Origin of the sequence: Pseudomonas sp. CAU 1711, from assembly GCF_039888625.1 — a bacterium.
Taxonomy (GTDB): domain Bacteria; phylum Pseudomonadota; class Gammaproteobacteria; order Pseudomonadales; family Pseudomonadaceae; genus Aquipseudomonas.
In genome coordinates, this window is the sequence record NZ_JBDQQT010000017.1 from 45,099 (window position 1) to 60,072 (window position 14,974).

Here is a 14,974-nt window from a genome sequence, read left to right on the forward strand (position 1 = left end):
AGACAAGGTAACCAGAATGTCCAAGACCCACCTGTTCGACCTCGACGGCAAGATCGCTTTCGTTTCCGGCGCCAGCCGCGGCATCGGTGAGGCCATCGCCAAGCTGCTGGCCCAGCAGGGCGCCCACGTGATCGTGTCGAGCCGCAAGATCGACGACTGCCAGAAGGTCGCCGACGCCATCATCACCGACGGCGGCAAGGCCACCGCCATCGCTTGCCATATCGGCGAGATGGAACAGATCGCCAGCGTATTCGCGCAGATCAAGGAGCAGTTCGGCCGCCTCGACATCCTGGTCAACAACGCCGCCACCAACCCGCAGTTCTGCAACGTGCTGGACACCGATCTGGGCGCCTTCCAGAAGACCGTCGACGTCAATATCCGCGGCTACTACTTCATGTCCATCGAGGGCGGCAAGCTGATGAAGGCCAACGGTGGCGGCAGTATCATCAACGTCGCCTCGATCAACGGCGTCTCCCCGGGCGAGTTCCAGGGCATCTACTCGGTGACCAAGGCCGCGGTGATCAGCATGACCAAGGTCTTCGCCAAGGAGTGCGCGCAGTTCGGCATCCGTTGCAACGCCCTGCTGCCGGGCCTGACCGACACCAAGTTCGCCTCGGCCCTGACCAAGAACGACGCCATCCTCAACATGGCCCTGCAGCGCATCCCGCTCAAGCGCGTGGCCGCCCCCAGCGAGATGGCCGGCGCCGTGCTGTACCTGGCCAGCGACGCCTCCAGCTACACCACCGGCGTGGCGCTGAACGTGGACGGCGGCTTCCTGTCCTGATTCGTCCTTAAAAGCAAAAGGGCCCCACGGGGCCCTTTTGCTTTAGGGGGATAGGCTTACTGCCAGTCCCTCAGCGCCTGTTCGGCGGCCTGGTTCATCGGCTGCGCCATCAGGCCGGTCGGACTCAAGCTGACGGCGAACACCGCGCCGTCGGCGATCGGCAGGTAGGTGACCCGCACGGCCTGCGGGTCGAACAGGAACAGGTCGCGCTGGCTCAGACGCAGCCAGCGCCACAGGTCGACGCCGTAGGGGCTCTGCGCCAGCTGTACCTGGGCATGTCGCGCACTCTGCTGCTGCTCGATGGCCAGAAAGCGGCCGGACAGCCTTTCCAGGCGATAGCCCGGCTGCAGGCCGATCAGCCTGGCCAGGCCCTTCCAGCCCAGCAGGCGGGCATCCAGCTGCCACAGATCGCCCTCCAGCAGCACCTCACGCTCCTCGCCGCCTTCCAGCAGGTTGACCCGGTAGCGCTGCTCGCCCTCGGCAGAGAAGCTCAGGGTCACCAGCGGCTTGTCCAGCACCTGGGCGTCGTAGCTGCGCAGGTCGTAGGCGACCACCCCGATCAGGCCGGCCAGTGCCAGGAAGGCCAGGCCCAGGGTGCCGCGCAGCCAGGCCAGAAACCAGTGCGGGGCGAACAGGATGCGGGCGGCGATGATCAAGGCCAGCAGGGCCAGCAGGCCGGTGAACCAGGCCAGGCCGTCGTACTGCATGAATGCGATTCCTTATGCGATTCTTTGCCGGCATTATGCTCAGCAGCCGCGCGGCGAACCAGCAACGCTCCCGCACAATTGAATCCACTTCGAGTTTTTTATGCCCCTGCCCTTCGAGCTGGCCGTCGAACCGAGCACCCTATTGATTCTCGCCCTTGTCGCTTTCACCGCCGGCTTCATCGATGCCATCGCCGGCGGTGGCGGCCTGCTGACCATTCCCGCCCTGCTCACCGCCGGCCTGCCTCCGCATCTGGTACTGGGCACCAACAAGCTATGCGCCACCTTCGGCTCGGCCACCGCCAGCTACACCTTCTATCGGCGCAAGCTGTTCCACCCCAGGCCCTGGCGCAATGCGCTGCTGGCCACGGCCATCGGCGCCGCCATCGGCGCCATCATCGCCCACTGGCTGCCGGCCGCCTGGCTCAACCAGATGCTGCCAGCCGTGGTGTTCGGCTGCGGCCTGTACCTGCTGTTCGGCAAGACCCCGGAGACCCACGGCCAGCAGGACGCGCCCGTCGCCCAGGGCCGGCAGTGGCCGCAGGGCCTCGGCCTGGGCTTCTATGACGGCGTGGCGGGCCCCGGCACCGGCGCGTTCTGGACGGTCAGCACCCTGCTGCTCTACCCCATGGACCTGGTGCGTGCCAGCGGCGTGGCGCGCAGCATGAACTTCGTCAGCAACGGCATGGCCCTGGTGGTGTTCATCATCGCCGGCCAGGTGGCCTGGGTGCTCGGCATCAGCATGGGCCTGGCGCTGATGGCGGGTGCCTTCCTCGGCGCGCGCACGGCCATCAGCGGCGGTTCCAAATTCATCCGCCCGGTGTTCATCCTGGTGGTGCTGGCACTGACCGCGCGCCTGGCCTGGCAACACTGGTTCTGAAAGGGAGCTTCAGCATGCGACTCGGCAACACCACCCCGATCCTGCGCATCTTCGACGAGAACAAGGCGCGGGAATTCTATGTCGACTATCTGGGGTTCCGCATCGACTGGGAGCACCGCTTCGCCCCCGGCATGCCGCTGTACCCGCAGGTGTCGCGCGACGGCTGCGTGCTGCACCTGTCCGAGCATCATGGCGATGCCTGCCCGGGTGCGGCACTGCGGATCGAGAGCGACGCCCTGGACGCGCTGCACCGGGCGCTGGAACAGAAGGGATACGGCTATGCGCGACCGGTCATCGAGGCCATGTCCTGGGGCAGTCGCGACATGAGCGTGCGCGATCCCTTCGGCAACCGCCTGACCTTCACCGACGCCATCAGCACCTAACGCAGCAGCTGCGGTTCCGGCTGCCCCAGGCGGCGCGCCACATAGAGGTCGATCAGGTAGCGGGCGATGGAGCGCGACATCGGCAGGGGTGGCAGCTGGTCGATGGGGAACCAGCGCGCGTCCTCGATCTCGTCCGGCTGCGGGGTGATCTCGCCGCCGGCGTACTCGGCATGGAAGCCGAGCATCAGCGAGTGCGGGAAGGGCCAGCCCTGGCTGCCCAGGTACTGCAGGTTGCCGACCTCGATGCCGACCTCCTCGCGCACCTCACGGACCACGCACTCCTCGGCCGACTCGCCCGGTTCGACGAAGCCGGCCAGGGTGCTGTAGACCCCCGGCACGAAGCGTGGCGAGCGGGCCAGCAGCAGCTCGTCGCCGCGGGTCACCAGCACTATCATGCTCGGCGAGATGCGCGCGTAGCTGTCCAGGCCACAATCCGGGCAGCGCATGCAGCGCTCGCCCGGCACCTGGCGGGTCGGGCTGCCGCAACGCCCGCAGAAGCGATGCTGAGCGTGCCAGGTAGCGACCTGCTCGGCGAAGGACAGCATGCGGAACGTCGGGTAGTCGGCCTGCAGCATGAACTGCCGCAGGCCTTGCCAGAAGCAGCCCGCCAGCTCGGCCGGCTGTTCCAGTTGCAGCAGCCAGACCGGCTGCCCGTCGAACTGACCAAGGCCCTGCTCGCCCGCCAGCGGCAGCTCCTGGCGTTTGAGCCAGTCACGCGGAAACAGCACGCCATTGGCGTCGGCGAGAAAGCCCTGGGGGCCGTGCACCAATGCCCAGCCACCGGGCTGGGCATTGTCCAGCGGCGGCATGGTCTGCCAGCCGGAGGCCATCAGGAAGCGACCGACAGGCCGAGGGCGCGCACGCTTTCCTCGGCCAGATCGAGCACGCTCGGCGTGGTCTCGGGGCGCAGCACGGCGCCACCTTCGAGGTAGTACTCCAGGCTGCTGAGGGCGTCGGCCAGGGTCTCCAGCATCTGCTCGGAGGGCATCTGCCGGGCATCGATCATCTGCGCCTGGATATAGTCGGCACACAGACCGATCAGCTTGGCGGCCCGCTCCTGGCCGAGGAACCAGAGGCCGCCGCGTACCGCCTGCAGGCTGATCGGGACATTGGCCAGGTGCATGCGATCGCCGCTCGCCTCCAGATAGGAGGTGATGGCGCGCTTGGCCAGCGCCAGGCCGCCCTGGGCCTCGTCGATCACCACGATGCGCGCCTCGGTCAGCTGGTGGGCGGCGAAAGCTTCGCCCTCGTCGCCAGGCTGGGACTGGGACGAGCGCTGATTGCGCTGCTCGCCACGCTCCAGGCTGGCCACCATGCTTTCCACATAAAGCACCGCTTCCGCCAACCGGTGCAGCTCGTCGCTCTGCGGCAGGTTGTTCTCGCTCCAGCCACCGACCACGGCCAGCTGCACCTGCAGCGCATTGGCCGCGGAGCTCAGGCCGACCATGCCGAGGGTCTTGGCCAGCTTGCCGAGCTGGGCGTGCAGGCTGCCGAAGCTCTCCGGCTGCACGGTGCCACGCTCGATCAGGTCGAGCAGGTCCTTGACCCCGATCAGCTCCTCGCGGATGGCGGTGGACAGCGAGCGCATCACGCCCTGCCCCGGACCGGACAGACGCCGGTACTCCTCGTCGAGCATATGGTCGGTGAACGGCAGCGGCGCCAGACCGAAGGCATCGCGCACCATGCTGGCATGCGGCCCGCGGCTGTCGGCCAGGGACACCAGGTACAACAGCTCCTTGAGCAGGCTGCGCGGCGCCTCGTAGTTGCCATTGCCGCCCAGCGCCATCCTGATTTCGCGATCCAGGCGGGAAAACAGCTGCTTGCGCGCCTTGCGCGGCAGCAGTTGGCCGTCCAGCTGCGATTCCACGGCGGCGGCCCCCACCCAATACAGGCGCCCGGCCGGCTTGTCGACGAACACCCCGGCGAGGCGCACCAGGGCACGCAGCATCAGCTTGAGGCCGGCCTGGACGTTGTCTTCGCGCAGCAGGCCGAGCAGGCCGATCTGGTACATCTGGCGCAGGCGCCGGACATCCGTGGGGCTGGCCGGCGCCGGCACCCCGGCGGGGCGCGGCTGATCCAGGCGCACGCTGAAGAAGAAGCTCTCCGGCAGCGGCGGCTGGGCGCCGGCCTGACGCAGGTCGTTGATCGCCGGCAGCAGCAGCTCGGGCATTTCCTGGCGATGAGCGTCGACGTTTTCCAGGTAGCGGCGCAACACGTAGAGGGCGTTGCTCAGGGCGGCCAGCTGGCCGTCGCGCTCCTCGCCGGCGCCGGCGGGGATATCGGTGGCCTGCTGCAACACTTCCTGGGCCAGCAGCTCGGCGCCGGCCAGCTCGATCAGGTTGAGGGTGCCGCGCACCTGCTGCAGGTTCTCCACCGCCTGCTGCAGCAGGCTGCCGTTGTTCCGTTCGGCAATGAACTGTTCGAGACTCTGCTCGGTCTCCTCCATGGTGGTGAACAACTCGTCACGCACCAGGCTCAGGGATGTCGCTCCAGTGACCATGGGTCTGCTGAACCTCTTCTTGGCTAGGTCAGTCGGCGAATTCGGGCTTCTGCTTGCTCATGTGCGCGGCCATGGCCACGCGCAGATCGGCGGACTGCAGCATGGCGCCGTTCCAGTTGGCCACGTACTCCAGGCCATCGTCGACCCGGTGGTCGCGCATGTAGCGAATCATGTGTTTGGTGCCGCGAATGGCGATGGGCGACTTGGCGGCGATGTCGCGGGCGATCTCGAACACGCCGGCCAGCAACTCTTCCTGGCTGGCATAGGTACGGTTGACCAGGTTGATGCGCTGGGCCTCGACGCCATCGATGGTGCGCCCGGTATAGGCCAGTTCGCGCATCATGCCGTCGCCGATGATGCGCGGCAGCCGCTGCAGGGTGCCGACGTCGGCGGCCATGCCCATGTCGATTTCCTTGATGGAGAACTGCGCATCGATGGTGGAATAACGCATATCGCAGGCCGAGATCAGGTCGATGGCGCCGCCCAGGCAGTAGCCCTGGATGGCCGCCAGCACCGGCTTGCGGCAGTTGTCGACGGCGTTGAAACTGCCCTGCAGCTGCAGGATCTTGCGCCGCAGAGCCTCGACATTGCGCCCGACGTCCTTGCCCAGGGCGCTGCCGGCCTGGGCCAGCAACATCAGGTCGATGCCCGAGGAGAAGTGTTTGCCGGCGCCGGAAAGCACCACCACGCGGACCTCGTCGGTGTCATCGGCCCAGCGGAAGATATCGATGATCTCGGTCCAGAAATCCGCGTGCATCGCGTTGACCTTCTCCGGACGGTTGATCTGCACATGGGCGATCTTGTCCTGCAACTCGACGCGGAAGGCTTTGTAATCGGACACGCAGATCATCCTCAAAGGCAAGGCGCAGCGGAGTGCGCACAGATGTATTGTTTTGGAATAGATCAGCCCACTATAACAAGCACGCGATAAAAGTCGATGCCGTCCACTGTGATGCAGAACACGCTGGTAAAGCTAAGAAGAATTCTGACTATCTCCGTTAAACGCTTGATCTTTTTGGAACTGAGCTGGGATGCTCGGCCTTTGACCTAGGGGAAACACAGATGCAGAGATCACTCTCCAGCGCCCTGATGCACAACTTTCTGGGCAACTCGCCGCACTGGTACAAGCTGACCATCCTGTTCTTTCTGATCGCCAACCCTATGGTGTTATGGAGCCTCGGCCCCGCCGTGACCGGCTGGCTGCTGGTCGGCGAGTTCATCTTCACCCTGGCCATGGCACTGAAGTGCTATCCGCTACAGCCCGGTGGTTTGCTGGTGTTGCAGGCGCTGCTGCTGCAGCTGACCACACCGCAGTCGCTGTACGAGGAGCTGGCGCATAACTTCCCGGTGCTGCTGCTCCTGATGTTCATGGTGGCCGGCATCTACTTCATGAAGGACCTGCTGCTGTTCATCTTCTCCCGCCTGCTCCTGGGCGTGCGCTCCAAGGCCCTGCTGTCCCTGCTGTTCTGCCTGTTCTCGGCCTTCCTCTCGGCCTTCCTCGACGCACTGACGGTGACGGCCGTGATCATCAGCGTCGGCGTCGGCTTCTTCTCCGTCTACCACCGGGTCGCCTCGGGCAAGAACCCCCGCGAGGAAAGCGGCGTGCACAACGACAACGAGGTGGTAGAGCTGCACCGCGATGATCTGGAGCGTTTCCGCGCCTTCCTGCGCAGCCTGCTCATGCATGGCGCCGTCGGTACCGCACTGGGCGGCGTCTGCACCCTGGTAGGCGAACCGCAGAACCTGCTGATCGGCCACGAGGCTGGCTGGCATTTCGGTGAGTTCTTCGCGCGCATGGCACCGGTATCCATGCCGGTTCTGGCGGCCGGCCTGGTGACCTGCGTGCTCCTGGAGCAACTGCGCTGGTTCGGCTACGGCACACGCCTGCCATCGGCGGTGCGCCAGGTCCTGGCCGACCACGCCCGCGAAGACGACAGCCACCGCACCCACAGCCAACGTGCGGCACTCCTAGTGCAGGGGGCTGCGGCGCTGATCCTGATCCTCGGCCTGGCCTTCCATGTCGCCGAGGTCGGCCTGATCGGCCTGCTGGTCATCGTGCTGATCACCGCCTTCAACGGCATCACCGACGAGCACCAGATTGGCCGGGCCTTCCAGGAGGCGCTGCCGTTCACCGCACTGCTGGTGGTGTTCTTCGCCGTGGTCGCGGTGATTCACGAACAGCACCTGTTCAGCCCCATCATCGAGGCGGTGCTGGCCATGCCCGGCGAGCAGCAGCCGGGCATGCTGTTCATCGCCAACGGCCTGCTCTCGGCCATCAGCGACAACGTGTTCGTCGCCACCATCTACATCACCGAGGTCAAGCAGGCCTTCCTGGCCGGCAACATGACCCGCGAGCATTTCGACACCCTGGCGATCGCCATCAATACCGGCACCAACCTACCCAGCGTGGCCACGCCCAATGGCCAGGCCGCCTTCCTGTTCCTCCTCACCTCGGCCATCGCCCCGCTGATCCGCCTGTCCTATGGGCGCATGGTGTGGATGGCGCTGCCCTATACCCTGGTCATGGGCGGCCTGGGTTGGTGGGCGGTCAGCCACTGGCTGTGAGCGCGGCCTTACTGGCTAGCGGATAGCAGGCGGCCTGGAACACCAGGCTTCCATGCTGTTCCAGGCCGCGAAGGCGTCAGGTGAAGGCCGCCGCTGCGCAGCGGCCGCCCCCTACTCCTTGATGCAGTCCACCGTATAGCTCGCCCCCTCGCGCTGCAGGCCATGCACGTCGGCATCGAAGCCGGGGAACTGGCTGTCGAAGGTGCGGGCGAAGTGCAGGTAGTCGATGATCGAGCGGGTCTCGGGCGTGAAGCGTTCGCCCGGCATGATCAACGGAATGCCCGGCGGATAGGGCACCAGCATCACCGCCGCCAGGCGCCCCTCCAGGCGCTCGATGGGCACCGCCTCGACCTCGCCACGCACCAGCTTGTCATAGGCCTCGGCCGGCTTGATCGCCACCTGCGGCAGCACCGTGTACATGCGCTTGAGCGCCTTGGCCGTGGCGTTCTCGCGGTAGCAACCGTGCAACTGGTCGCACAGGTCACGCAGGCCCATGCCGGCATAGCGCGCCCCGCCCTCGCGGGCGATCGAGGGCAGCGCATCCATCAACGGCACGTTGGCGTCGTACAGGCGCTTGAACTCCAGCAGCTCGGTGAGCAGGGTGCTCCACTTGCCCTTGGTGATGCCCATGGAGAACAGCACCAGGAAGGAGTACAGGCCGGTCTTCTCCACCACCAGGCCGCGCTCCCAGAGGAACTTGCTGACCACCGCCGCGGGAATGCCGGCCTCGGTCAGCTTGCCGTCGGCGGACAGCCCCGGCATCACCAGGGTGACCTTGATCGGGTCGAGCAGCACGTAGTCCTCGGCCACCTCGCCGAAGCCGTGCCAGCCGGCGTTGGGCTGCAGCAGCCAGTCGCCGGTCTGCACCGCCTCGCCGCCGGCCTGCTCCGGCTGCCAGATACTGAACCACCAGTCGTCGGCCGCCAGGTTCTGCCGCAGGTTGGCCAGGGCGCGGCGGAAGCTCAGCGCCTCGTCGAAGGTCTCCTGGATCAGCGAGCGCCCGGCCGGCCCCTCCATCATCGCCGAGGCCACGTCCAGCGAGGCGATGATGCCGTACTGCGGCGAGGTGGAGATGTGCATCATGAAGGCTTCGTTGAAACGATCACGATCCAGCTGACGCACGCCGCCGTCCTGCACGTGGATCATCGAGGCCTGGCTGAAGGCCGCCAGCAGCTTGTGCGTGGAATGGGTGCTGAACACCAGCGGCGAGTGCTCGTCGCAGCGGGTGCCCATGCCGTAGCGCCCGGCGTAGAACTCGTGGAAGGCGGCGTAGGCGTACCAGGCCTCGTCGAAGTGCAGCACTTCCACCGAGTCGCCCAGGGCCTGCTTGACCATCTCGGCGTTGTAGCAGAGGCCGTCGTAGGTGGAGTTGGTCACCACCGCCAGCTTGACCTTGGGCGCGCGGCCGCGGGCCAGCGGGCTGGCGTCGATCTTGGCCTGGATCGACTCCTTGCTGAACTCACTCAGGGGAATGGGCCCGATGATGCCCAGCTCGTTGCGCTCCGGACACAGGTAGAGCGGGATGGCGCCGGTCATGATGATCGAATGCAGGATCGACTTGTGGCAGTTGCGGTCGACCAGCACCAGGTCGTCGCGGCCGACCATGGAGTGCCAGACGATCTTGTTCGCCGTCGAGGTGCCGTTGATCACGAAGAAGGTGTGGTCGGCGCCGAAGTTGCGCGCGGCGCGCGCCTCGGCCTCGGCCAGCGGGCCGGTGTGGTCGAGCAGCGAGCCCAGCTCGGGCACCGATACCGAGAGGTCGGAACGCAGGGTGTTCTCGCCGAAGAACTGGTGGAAGGCCTGCCCCACCGGGCTCTTGCGATAGGCCACGCCGCCGCCGTGGCCGGGCGTGTGCCAGGAATAGTTGGACTGCGCGGTGTGCTGCACCAGGGCCTTGAAGAAGGGCGGCAGCAGGCCGTCCAGGTAGTTGTGCGCGGCGCGCGCCACCTGGCGGGCGAGGAAGGACACGGTGTCCTCGTACAGGTAGAGGATGCCGCGCAGGTGGTTGAGGTCGGCCATGGCGTCGGCCGGCGCGTTCTCGATGGTGACCTGCTCGCCGAGGGCGAAGATCGGCAGCTGCGGCGCGCGCACCCGCGCCACGCGGATCAGCTCGACCATGTCCTGCAGCAGGCGGCTGTTCTCCCCCGCTCCTTCGGCGGCCACCAGAATGCAGGCCAGGCCGTGGTGGGTCGAGGCGACGATGCGGCCCTCGGCGGAGCTGGCGGTGGAGAGGATGGTGAAGCCGTCCTTGCCCAGCTCCTGGGCAATGGCGCGGACGCGCTCGCCGGCAACGGTGTCGGCCTTGATGTCGCGGTGAACGATGAGGATGGGGAAGTTCAGGTCTTTATACATTGTGTCTTCCTGAGGGGCATGGTGCTCTCGGGCACCTATCCCCTCAGGTTAGAAGTTCGCCCGTACGGGCGGAACCCCCCGTGCGGAAGGCTGTACGAAAAGGTCGCAATAGCTGCAAGCTGCAAGCTGCAAGCTGCAAGCTGCAAGCCTGACCAGCATGCGCCCCTGCCCCGCCCACTGTCTGGGCTTTTGCTCTGGCTTTTACTTGTGGCTTGTGGCTTGCCGCTTGTAGCTGCCGGCGACCGGCTTACGCCTGCTCTTCCAGCTTGGTCCATAGCGAGGGGCCGCCGGCGGACTTCTCGATCACCGCCAGGCGCGCGGCATGGGCGGCCAGCTCTTCTTCGCTGGCGCGCAGCACGCGGGTCGGCGTGCGGTTCGGATCGAGACGCCGGATCGGGCTGGGCAGCACCCGACCGGAGCCATCGCCACCCTCGCCGGCCAGCGACAGGTGGGTCTGACCGCCGGTCATGGTCAGGTAGACGTCGGCGAGGATCTCGGCGTCGAGCAGTGCGCCGTGCAGATCGCGGCCGGAGTTGTCGACACCATAGCGCTTGCACAGTGCGTCGAGGTTGTTGCGCTGGCCCGGATGGCGCTCGCGGGCCATCAGCAGGGTGTCAAGGATCGAGCAGTAGTCGCTGACGTCGCTGCGCTCGCTCTGCCCCAGCAGGGCGAACTCGTTGTTGATGAAGCCGACGTCGAACGCCGCGTTGTGGATGATCAACTGGGCGCCAGTGATGAACTCGAAGAACTCGTCGGCCACGTCCTTGAAACGCGGCTTGTCGGCGACGAACTCGTTGGTGATGCCGTGGACGGCGATCGCACCCTCGTCGATCTCGCGATCCGGATTGAGATAGACGTGGAAGTGGCGCCCGGTCAGGCGCCGACCCTCCAACTCGACGCAACCGATCTCGATGATGCGGTGGCCATCGGTGACCGGCATGCCGGTGGTTTCGGTATCCAGTACGACGCTACGCACGCTTCATTGCCCTCGCTTCTTCGACGCCACGGTTGGCCAGCTGGTCAGCCCTCTCGTTGCCCGGGTGGCCGGTGTGGCCGCGCACCCACTGCCACTCGACCCGGTGACGGCTGACCTGCTCGTCCAGCGCCTGCCACAGGTCGGCGTTCTTCACCGGCTCCTTGCTGGCGGTCTTCCAGCCGCGCTTCTTCCAGTTCGGCAGCCACTCCTGGATGCCCTTCATCACGTACTGCGAATCGGTGGTCAGGCGTATCGTGCAGGGCCGGGTCAGGGCGATCAGCGCGCAGATCGCCGCCATCAGTTCCATACGGTTGTTGGTGGTGTTGGGCTCGCCGCCCCACAGCTCCTTCTCCGCGCCCTTGTAGATCAGCAGCGCGCCCCAGCCACCGGGGCCGGGGTTGCCCTTGCAGGCACCGTCGGTATAGATCTCGACTATCTCTTCGCTCATTCGCTTCGTTCTTGCCAATTCTTCGATTCGCGCCGACTGACCTTGGCCACCGGCAGCGGCAGCAACTTGCCCATGCTGGCCCGCGGCACCGGGCGCAGCGGCCGCAAGCCGACCACCAACTTGCGCGCCACCAGCAGGTAGAAGCCGCCACCCGGGGTCTGCAGACGCGAGCCCCAGCCCTCCATGCCAGCCAGGCGCATCTGCCAGGCCGGCGCGGAAAGCGGCGGACGATAGCACCCGAAGCGGCGTTTCTCCAGCGCGAAACCCAGCAGGCTGAGCCAGTCCGCCAGGCGGCCGGGGGCGATGCAGCGGGCCCGGCGGAAACCGTCGCGAGCGAAATAGTGACGCAGGCCCCAGGCGCTCCAGGGATTGACCCCGGTGATCAGCAGATAGCCACCCGGGCGCACGCTGCGCGCCGCCTCGCGTAGCAGGCCGTGGGGCGACAGGCTGAAATCCAGGCCGTGCTGCAGCACCACCACGTCGGTCGCGTGCTCGCCGAGCGGCCAGGCCTGCTCCTCGCAAGCGATATGCACGCCGGCCAGCGGTGCTCCCAGGCGCACGTTGCAGCGGATCTGCGGCGCCCTCGGCGGCTCGGCCTGGGCCGGCCCGTAGTGCACCAGGTAACCGCCGAAGCAGCGCGCCAGCTCCTCGTCCAGCGCCCGGCGCTCCTCGCCCAGCAGCAATTCGCCCAGCGGCGAAGCCAGCCAGGCGCGCGCCATCGCGGTCAGCTCCAGCCACTCGGCATCGGCCTGGGCGAAAGGTTGTTCGCTCATCGGGACCTCCCGTGACAAAAACCCGTCTTTGCCGCTTAAGATGCGACATTAACTCCCAATTGGCGACCCCGAATATGCTCCGGATCGATGCCCTGCCCGCCTTCAGCGACAACTACATCTGGCTGCTGCAGGATAGCGCCACGCGCCTGTGCGCCGTGGTCGACCCGGGCGACGCCCGGCCGGTGCTGGACTGGCTGGCCGCCCATCCCGACTGGCGCCTGAGCGACATCCTGATCACCCATCACCATCCCGACCACGTCGGCGGCGTGACGCAGCTCAAACAGGCCACAGGCGCGCGGGTCTGCGGCCCGGCGCGGGAGATCATCCCCGCCCGCGAGCTGGCGCTGGACGAAGGCGACCGGGTCGAGGTGCTCGGCCGCAGCTTCCTTATATATGCGGTGCCCGGCCACACCCTGGGGCACATCGCCTACCATCAGGCCGAGGAAGCGCTGCTGTTCTGCGGCGACACCCTGTTCGCCGCCGGTTGCGGCCGGCTGTTCGAGGGCACGCCGGCGCAGATGCACGACTCCCTGCAGCGCCTGGCCGCCCTGCCGGACACCACCCGAGTCTACTGCACCCACGAGTACACCCTGAGCAACCTGCAGTTCGCCCGCGCGGTGGAACCGCACAACCCCGAGATCGCCGCCCGCTTCGCCGAGGTCAGCGCCTGGCGCGCCGCCGGGCGCATCAGCCTGCCCTCGAACATCGCCCTGGAGAAGGCCACCAACCCCTTCCTGCGCTGCAACAAAACATCCGTTAAAGAAAAAATCGACGAACGGGAAGGCACCTCACAGGCCAGCGGTGAAGGGGTGTTCGCCAGCTTGCGGCGCTGGAAGGACGGCTTCCGCGCCGGCTAGCAGGACTGATTAAAACTTGACCAGCCCGGAGGACCATTTCTAGAATCCCGGGAATTTTTAGCGCCGGAAAACATACCAACCGATGTTCTTATTACCTTTCAGAACCCTTGATTCAGCAGCTTTGCCACGGGGAGCAAGGGCTCTGGCGGTGTTGTTGTGCATCGGCCTAGCCGGCTGCCAGAGCAATGCGCGGCACGACGATATCGGCAGCGATACCGACCGTGCCGTCGGCCTCCAGCAGGAACCGGAGTGGCTCGACGGCAGCGTGCAGGAAGAGGAACCCAGGGACATCTGGGAGCGCATGCGTGGCGGCTTCAAGCTGCAGGACGAAATCGGCGTCAACCCGCGCATCGAGAACCAGCGCCTGTGGTTCGTCGCCAACCCCTCCTTCATGGAGAAAGCCAGCCTGCGTGGCAGCCGCTATATCCACTATGTGGTTGAGCGCCTGGAAGAGCGCAACATGCCGATGGAACTGGCGCTGCTGCCGGTGATCGAGAGCGCCTACAACCCCTACGCCTATTCGCCCAGCCACGCCGTCGGCATCTGGCAGTTCATCCCCTCCACCGGCCGCCATTTCAACCTGCGTCAGACCAACTGGTACGACGGCCGCCGCGACATCACCGCCTCGACCAACGCCGCGCTGAACTACCTGAGCCGCCTGCACGACATGTTCAACGGCGACTGGCTGCTGGCCCTGGCCGCCTACAACGCCGGCGAAGGCACGGTCAGCCGGGCCATCGAGCGCAACCAGAAGCTCGGCCTGCCGACCGACTACTGGAACCTGCCACTGCCCCAGGAAACCCAGAACTACGTGCCCAAGCTGCTGGCCCTTTCACAGATCGTGCAGGCACCGGAAGCCTACGGCGTGAGCCTCAGCCCCATCGCCAACGAGCCCTACTTCGAGCAGGTGGCGAGCAGGCCGGGTCTCGACCTGGCGCGCATCGCCGAGCTGGTCGATATGGAAGAGGAGGAGCTGGAGAGCCTCAACCCGGCCTTCAAGCGCGGCGTCACCCTGGACGGCCCGCAGCACCTGCTGGTGCCCATCGACAAGGCCGAACTGTTCAACGCCAACCTGGCCCTGATCAAGACCCAGGCGCCGGTGCAGTGGCAGGAATACCGGGTCAAGTCCGGCGACAACCTGCACAGCATCGCCAACCGCCATCAGCTGACGGTGAATCTGCTCAAGGAGGTCAACCGCCTGCGCAGCAACCACCTGCGCGTCGGCCAGGTACTGAGCATCCCGAGCGCCGCCGGCGGCGCCCGCGAGCCGGCGCTGCACCAGCAGACGACCAAGGCCCCGACCGGCCAGACGCTGCGCTACAAGGTCAAGCGTGGCGACACCCTGTGGCAGATCGCCAACGCCCACGGCGTCTCGCTCAAGGACCTGCAGCGCTGGAACGGCCTCAACGCCCGCAGCAAACTGAGCCTGGGCCAGACCCTGGAAATTCGCGGCGGCACCTCCAGCAAGCTGGCGACAACCAAGCGCGAACAGCGCCAGAAGGTCACCTACTACCGGGTCAAGCAGGGCGACTCGCTATACCTGATCGCCCAACGCTTCAAGGTCGACCTCAAGCGCCTGCAGAGCTGGAACCCGCGCAGCACGGCGGCCTCGCTCAAACCCGGACAGACGCTCGCCCTCTACCTCAATTAAGAGAAAGGTCGCCCTAGGGCGTATGCTGTTCACTTAAGAAAACGCCGCGATTTCTTGACAGAGTCGCGGCGTTTTTCTGGCTTGGCCAGCAGAGAAGGACA

At 66.3% G+C, this 14,974-nt stretch carries 14 protein-coding genes; 6 read left to right on the forward strand and 8 right to left on the reverse strand.

The window, feature by feature from the left end:
• Window positions 1-16: 16 nt before the first annotated feature.
• On the forward strand, window positions 17-784 hold the full coding sequence (locus AAFN46_RS18020) for an SDR family oxidoreductase (protein ID WP_347810078.1): 768 nt from the start codon (window positions 17-19) through the stop codon (window positions 782-784).
• Between the two features lie 56 nt (window positions 785-840).
• On the opposite strand, the gene AAFN46_RS18025 is transcribed toward AAFN46_RS18020, so the two are convergent.
• A complete protein-coding gene (locus AAFN46_RS18025; RefSeq protein ID WP_347810079.1) occupies window positions 841-1,491 on the reverse strand; it encodes a hypothetical protein in 651 nt (216 codons plus the stop codon).
• A gap of 106 nt (window positions 1,492-1,597) precedes the next feature.
• Here AAFN46_RS18025 and AAFN46_RS18030 point away from each other — a divergent pair, with 106 nt between their 5' ends.
• The gene (locus AAFN46_RS18030; protein WP_347810135.1) at window positions 1,598-2,368 is read left to right on the forward strand and encodes a TSUP family transporter; all 771 of its coding nucleotides are present in this window, start codon (window positions 1,598-1,600) and stop codon (window positions 2,366-2,368) included.
• A 14-nt stretch (window positions 2,369-2,382) separates the two neighbouring features.
• Entirely contained in the window at window positions 2,383-2,751 is a 369-nt protein-coding gene (locus tag AAFN46_RS18035; protein ID WP_347810080.1) for a glyoxalase superfamily protein, read from the forward strand.
• On the opposite strand, the gene nudC is transcribed toward AAFN46_RS18035, so the two are convergent.
• From nudC to AAFN46_RS18050, 3 genes are read right to left on the reverse strand one after another with little or no spacing between them, the layout of a single operon-like run.
• Complete coding sequence (nudC, locus tag AAFN46_RS18040; RefSeq protein WP_347810081.1) at window positions 2,748-3,581, reverse strand: NAD(+) diphosphatase; 834 nt, start codon at window positions 3,579-3,581, stop codon at window positions 2,748-2,750. The genes AAFN46_RS18035 and nudC overlap by 4 nt on opposite strands.
• A complete protein-coding gene (locus AAFN46_RS18045) occupies window positions 3,581-5,251 on the reverse strand; it encodes a ferrous iron transporter B (RefSeq protein WP_347810082.1) in 1,671 nt (556 codons plus the stop codon). The genes nudC and AAFN46_RS18045 overlap by 1 nt, the downstream gene beginning before the upstream one ends.
• A 28-nt stretch (window positions 5,252-5,279) precedes the next feature.
• On the reverse strand, window positions 5,280-6,092 hold the full coding sequence (locus AAFN46_RS18050) for a crotonase/enoyl-CoA hydratase family protein (protein ID WP_347810083.1): 813 nt from the start codon (window positions 6,090-6,092) through the stop codon (window positions 5,280-5,282).
• A gap of 221 nt (window positions 6,093-6,313) precedes the next feature.
• On the opposite strand from AAFN46_RS18050, the gene nhaB reads away from it, so the two are divergent.
• A complete protein-coding gene (nhaB, locus tag AAFN46_RS18055) occupies window positions 6,314-7,816 on the forward strand; it encodes a sodium/proton antiporter NhaB (protein WP_347810084.1) in 1,503 nt (500 codons plus the stop codon).
• A gap of 111 nt (window positions 7,817-7,927) precedes the next feature.
• On the opposite strand, the gene AAFN46_RS18060 is transcribed toward nhaB, so the two are convergent.
• The 4 genes from AAFN46_RS18060 to AAFN46_RS18075 form a co-directional block, all read right to left on the reverse strand.
• Entirely contained in the window at window positions 7,928-10,168 is a 2,241-nt protein-coding gene (locus tag AAFN46_RS18060; protein WP_347810085.1) for an Orn/Lys/Arg decarboxylase N-terminal domain-containing protein, read from the reverse strand.
• A gap of 247 nt (window positions 10,169-10,415) precedes the next feature.
• Entirely contained in the window at window positions 10,416-11,144 is a 729-nt protein-coding gene (dnaQ, locus tag AAFN46_RS18065) for a DNA polymerase III subunit epsilon (RefSeq protein WP_347810086.1), read from the reverse strand.
• Window positions 11,137-11,592, reverse strand: coding sequence for a ribonuclease HI (gene rnhA, locus AAFN46_RS18070; RefSeq protein WP_347810087.1), 456 nt, complete (start codon window positions 11,590-11,592; stop codon window positions 11,137-11,139). Before rnhA ends, dnaQ begins: the two co-directional genes overlap by 8 nt.
• Window positions 11,589-12,365, reverse strand: coding sequence for a methyltransferase domain-containing protein (locus tag AAFN46_RS18075; protein WP_347810088.1), 777 nt, complete (start codon window positions 12,363-12,365; stop codon window positions 11,589-11,591). Before AAFN46_RS18075 ends, rnhA begins: the two co-directional genes overlap by 4 nt.
• A gap of 74 nt (window positions 12,366-12,439) precedes the next feature.
• Between AAFN46_RS18075 and gloB the strand changes: the two genes are divergently transcribed.
• Both gloB and AAFN46_RS18085 read left to right on the forward strand, forming a co-directional pair.
• On the forward strand, window positions 12,440-13,222 hold the full coding sequence (gene gloB, locus AAFN46_RS18080) for a hydroxyacylglutathione hydrolase (RefSeq protein WP_347810089.1): 783 nt from the start codon (window positions 12,440-12,442) through the stop codon (window positions 13,220-13,222).
• A gap of 82 nt (window positions 13,223-13,304) precedes the next feature.
• Window positions 13,305-14,873 (forward strand): LysM peptidoglycan-binding domain-containing protein, encoded by a 1,569-nt coding sequence (locus AAFN46_RS18085; protein ID WP_347810090.1) that lies wholly within the window; start codon window positions 13,305-13,307, stop codon window positions 14,871-14,873.
• The last annotated feature ends 101 nt before the right edge of the window (window positions 14,874-14,974 follow it).

Bases quoted from the DNA above. Each gene is read 5' to 3' on its own strand.
- AAFN46_RS18075 (WP_347810088.1), bottom strand. From the start codon at position 12,365: ATGAGCGAACAACCTTTCGCCCAGGCCGATGCCGAGTGGCTGGAGCTG.
- AAFN46_RS18035 (WP_347810080.1), top strand. From the start codon at position 2,383: ATGCGACTCGGCAACACCACCCCGATCCTGCGCATCTTCGACGAGAAC.
- nudC (WP_347810081.1), bottom strand. From the start codon at position 3,581: ATGGCCTCCGGCTGGCAGACCATGCCGCCGCTGGACAATGCCCAGCCC.
- AAFN46_RS18045 (WP_347810082.1), bottom strand. From the start codon at position 5,251: ATGGTCACTGGAGCGACATCCCTGAGCCTGGTGCGTGACGAGTTGTTC.
- gloB (WP_347810089.1), top strand. From the start codon at position 12,440: ATGCTCCGGATCGATGCCCTGCCCGCCTTCAGCGACAACTACATCTGG.
- AAFN46_RS18060 (WP_347810085.1), bottom strand. From the start codon at position 10,168: ATGTATAAAGACCTGAACTTCCCCATCCTCATCGTTCACCGCGACATC.
- nhaB (WP_347810084.1), top strand. From the start codon at position 6,314: ATGCAGAGATCACTCTCCAGCGCCCTGATGCACAACTTTCTGGGCAAC.
- AAFN46_RS18025 (WP_347810079.1), bottom strand. From the start codon at position 1,491: ATGCAGTACGACGGCCTGGCCTGGTTCACCGGCCTGCTGGCCCTGCTG.
- rnhA (WP_347810087.1), bottom strand. From the start codon at position 11,592: ATGAGCGAAGAGATAGTCGAGATCTATACCGACGGTGCCTGCAAGGGC.
- AAFN46_RS18020 (WP_347810078.1), top strand. From the start codon at position 17: ATGTCCAAGACCCACCTGTTCGACCTCGACGGCAAGATCGCTTTCGTT.
- AAFN46_RS18085 (WP_347810090.1), top strand. From the start codon at position 13,305: ATGTTCTTATTACCTTTCAGAACCCTTGATTCAGCAGCTTTGCCACGG.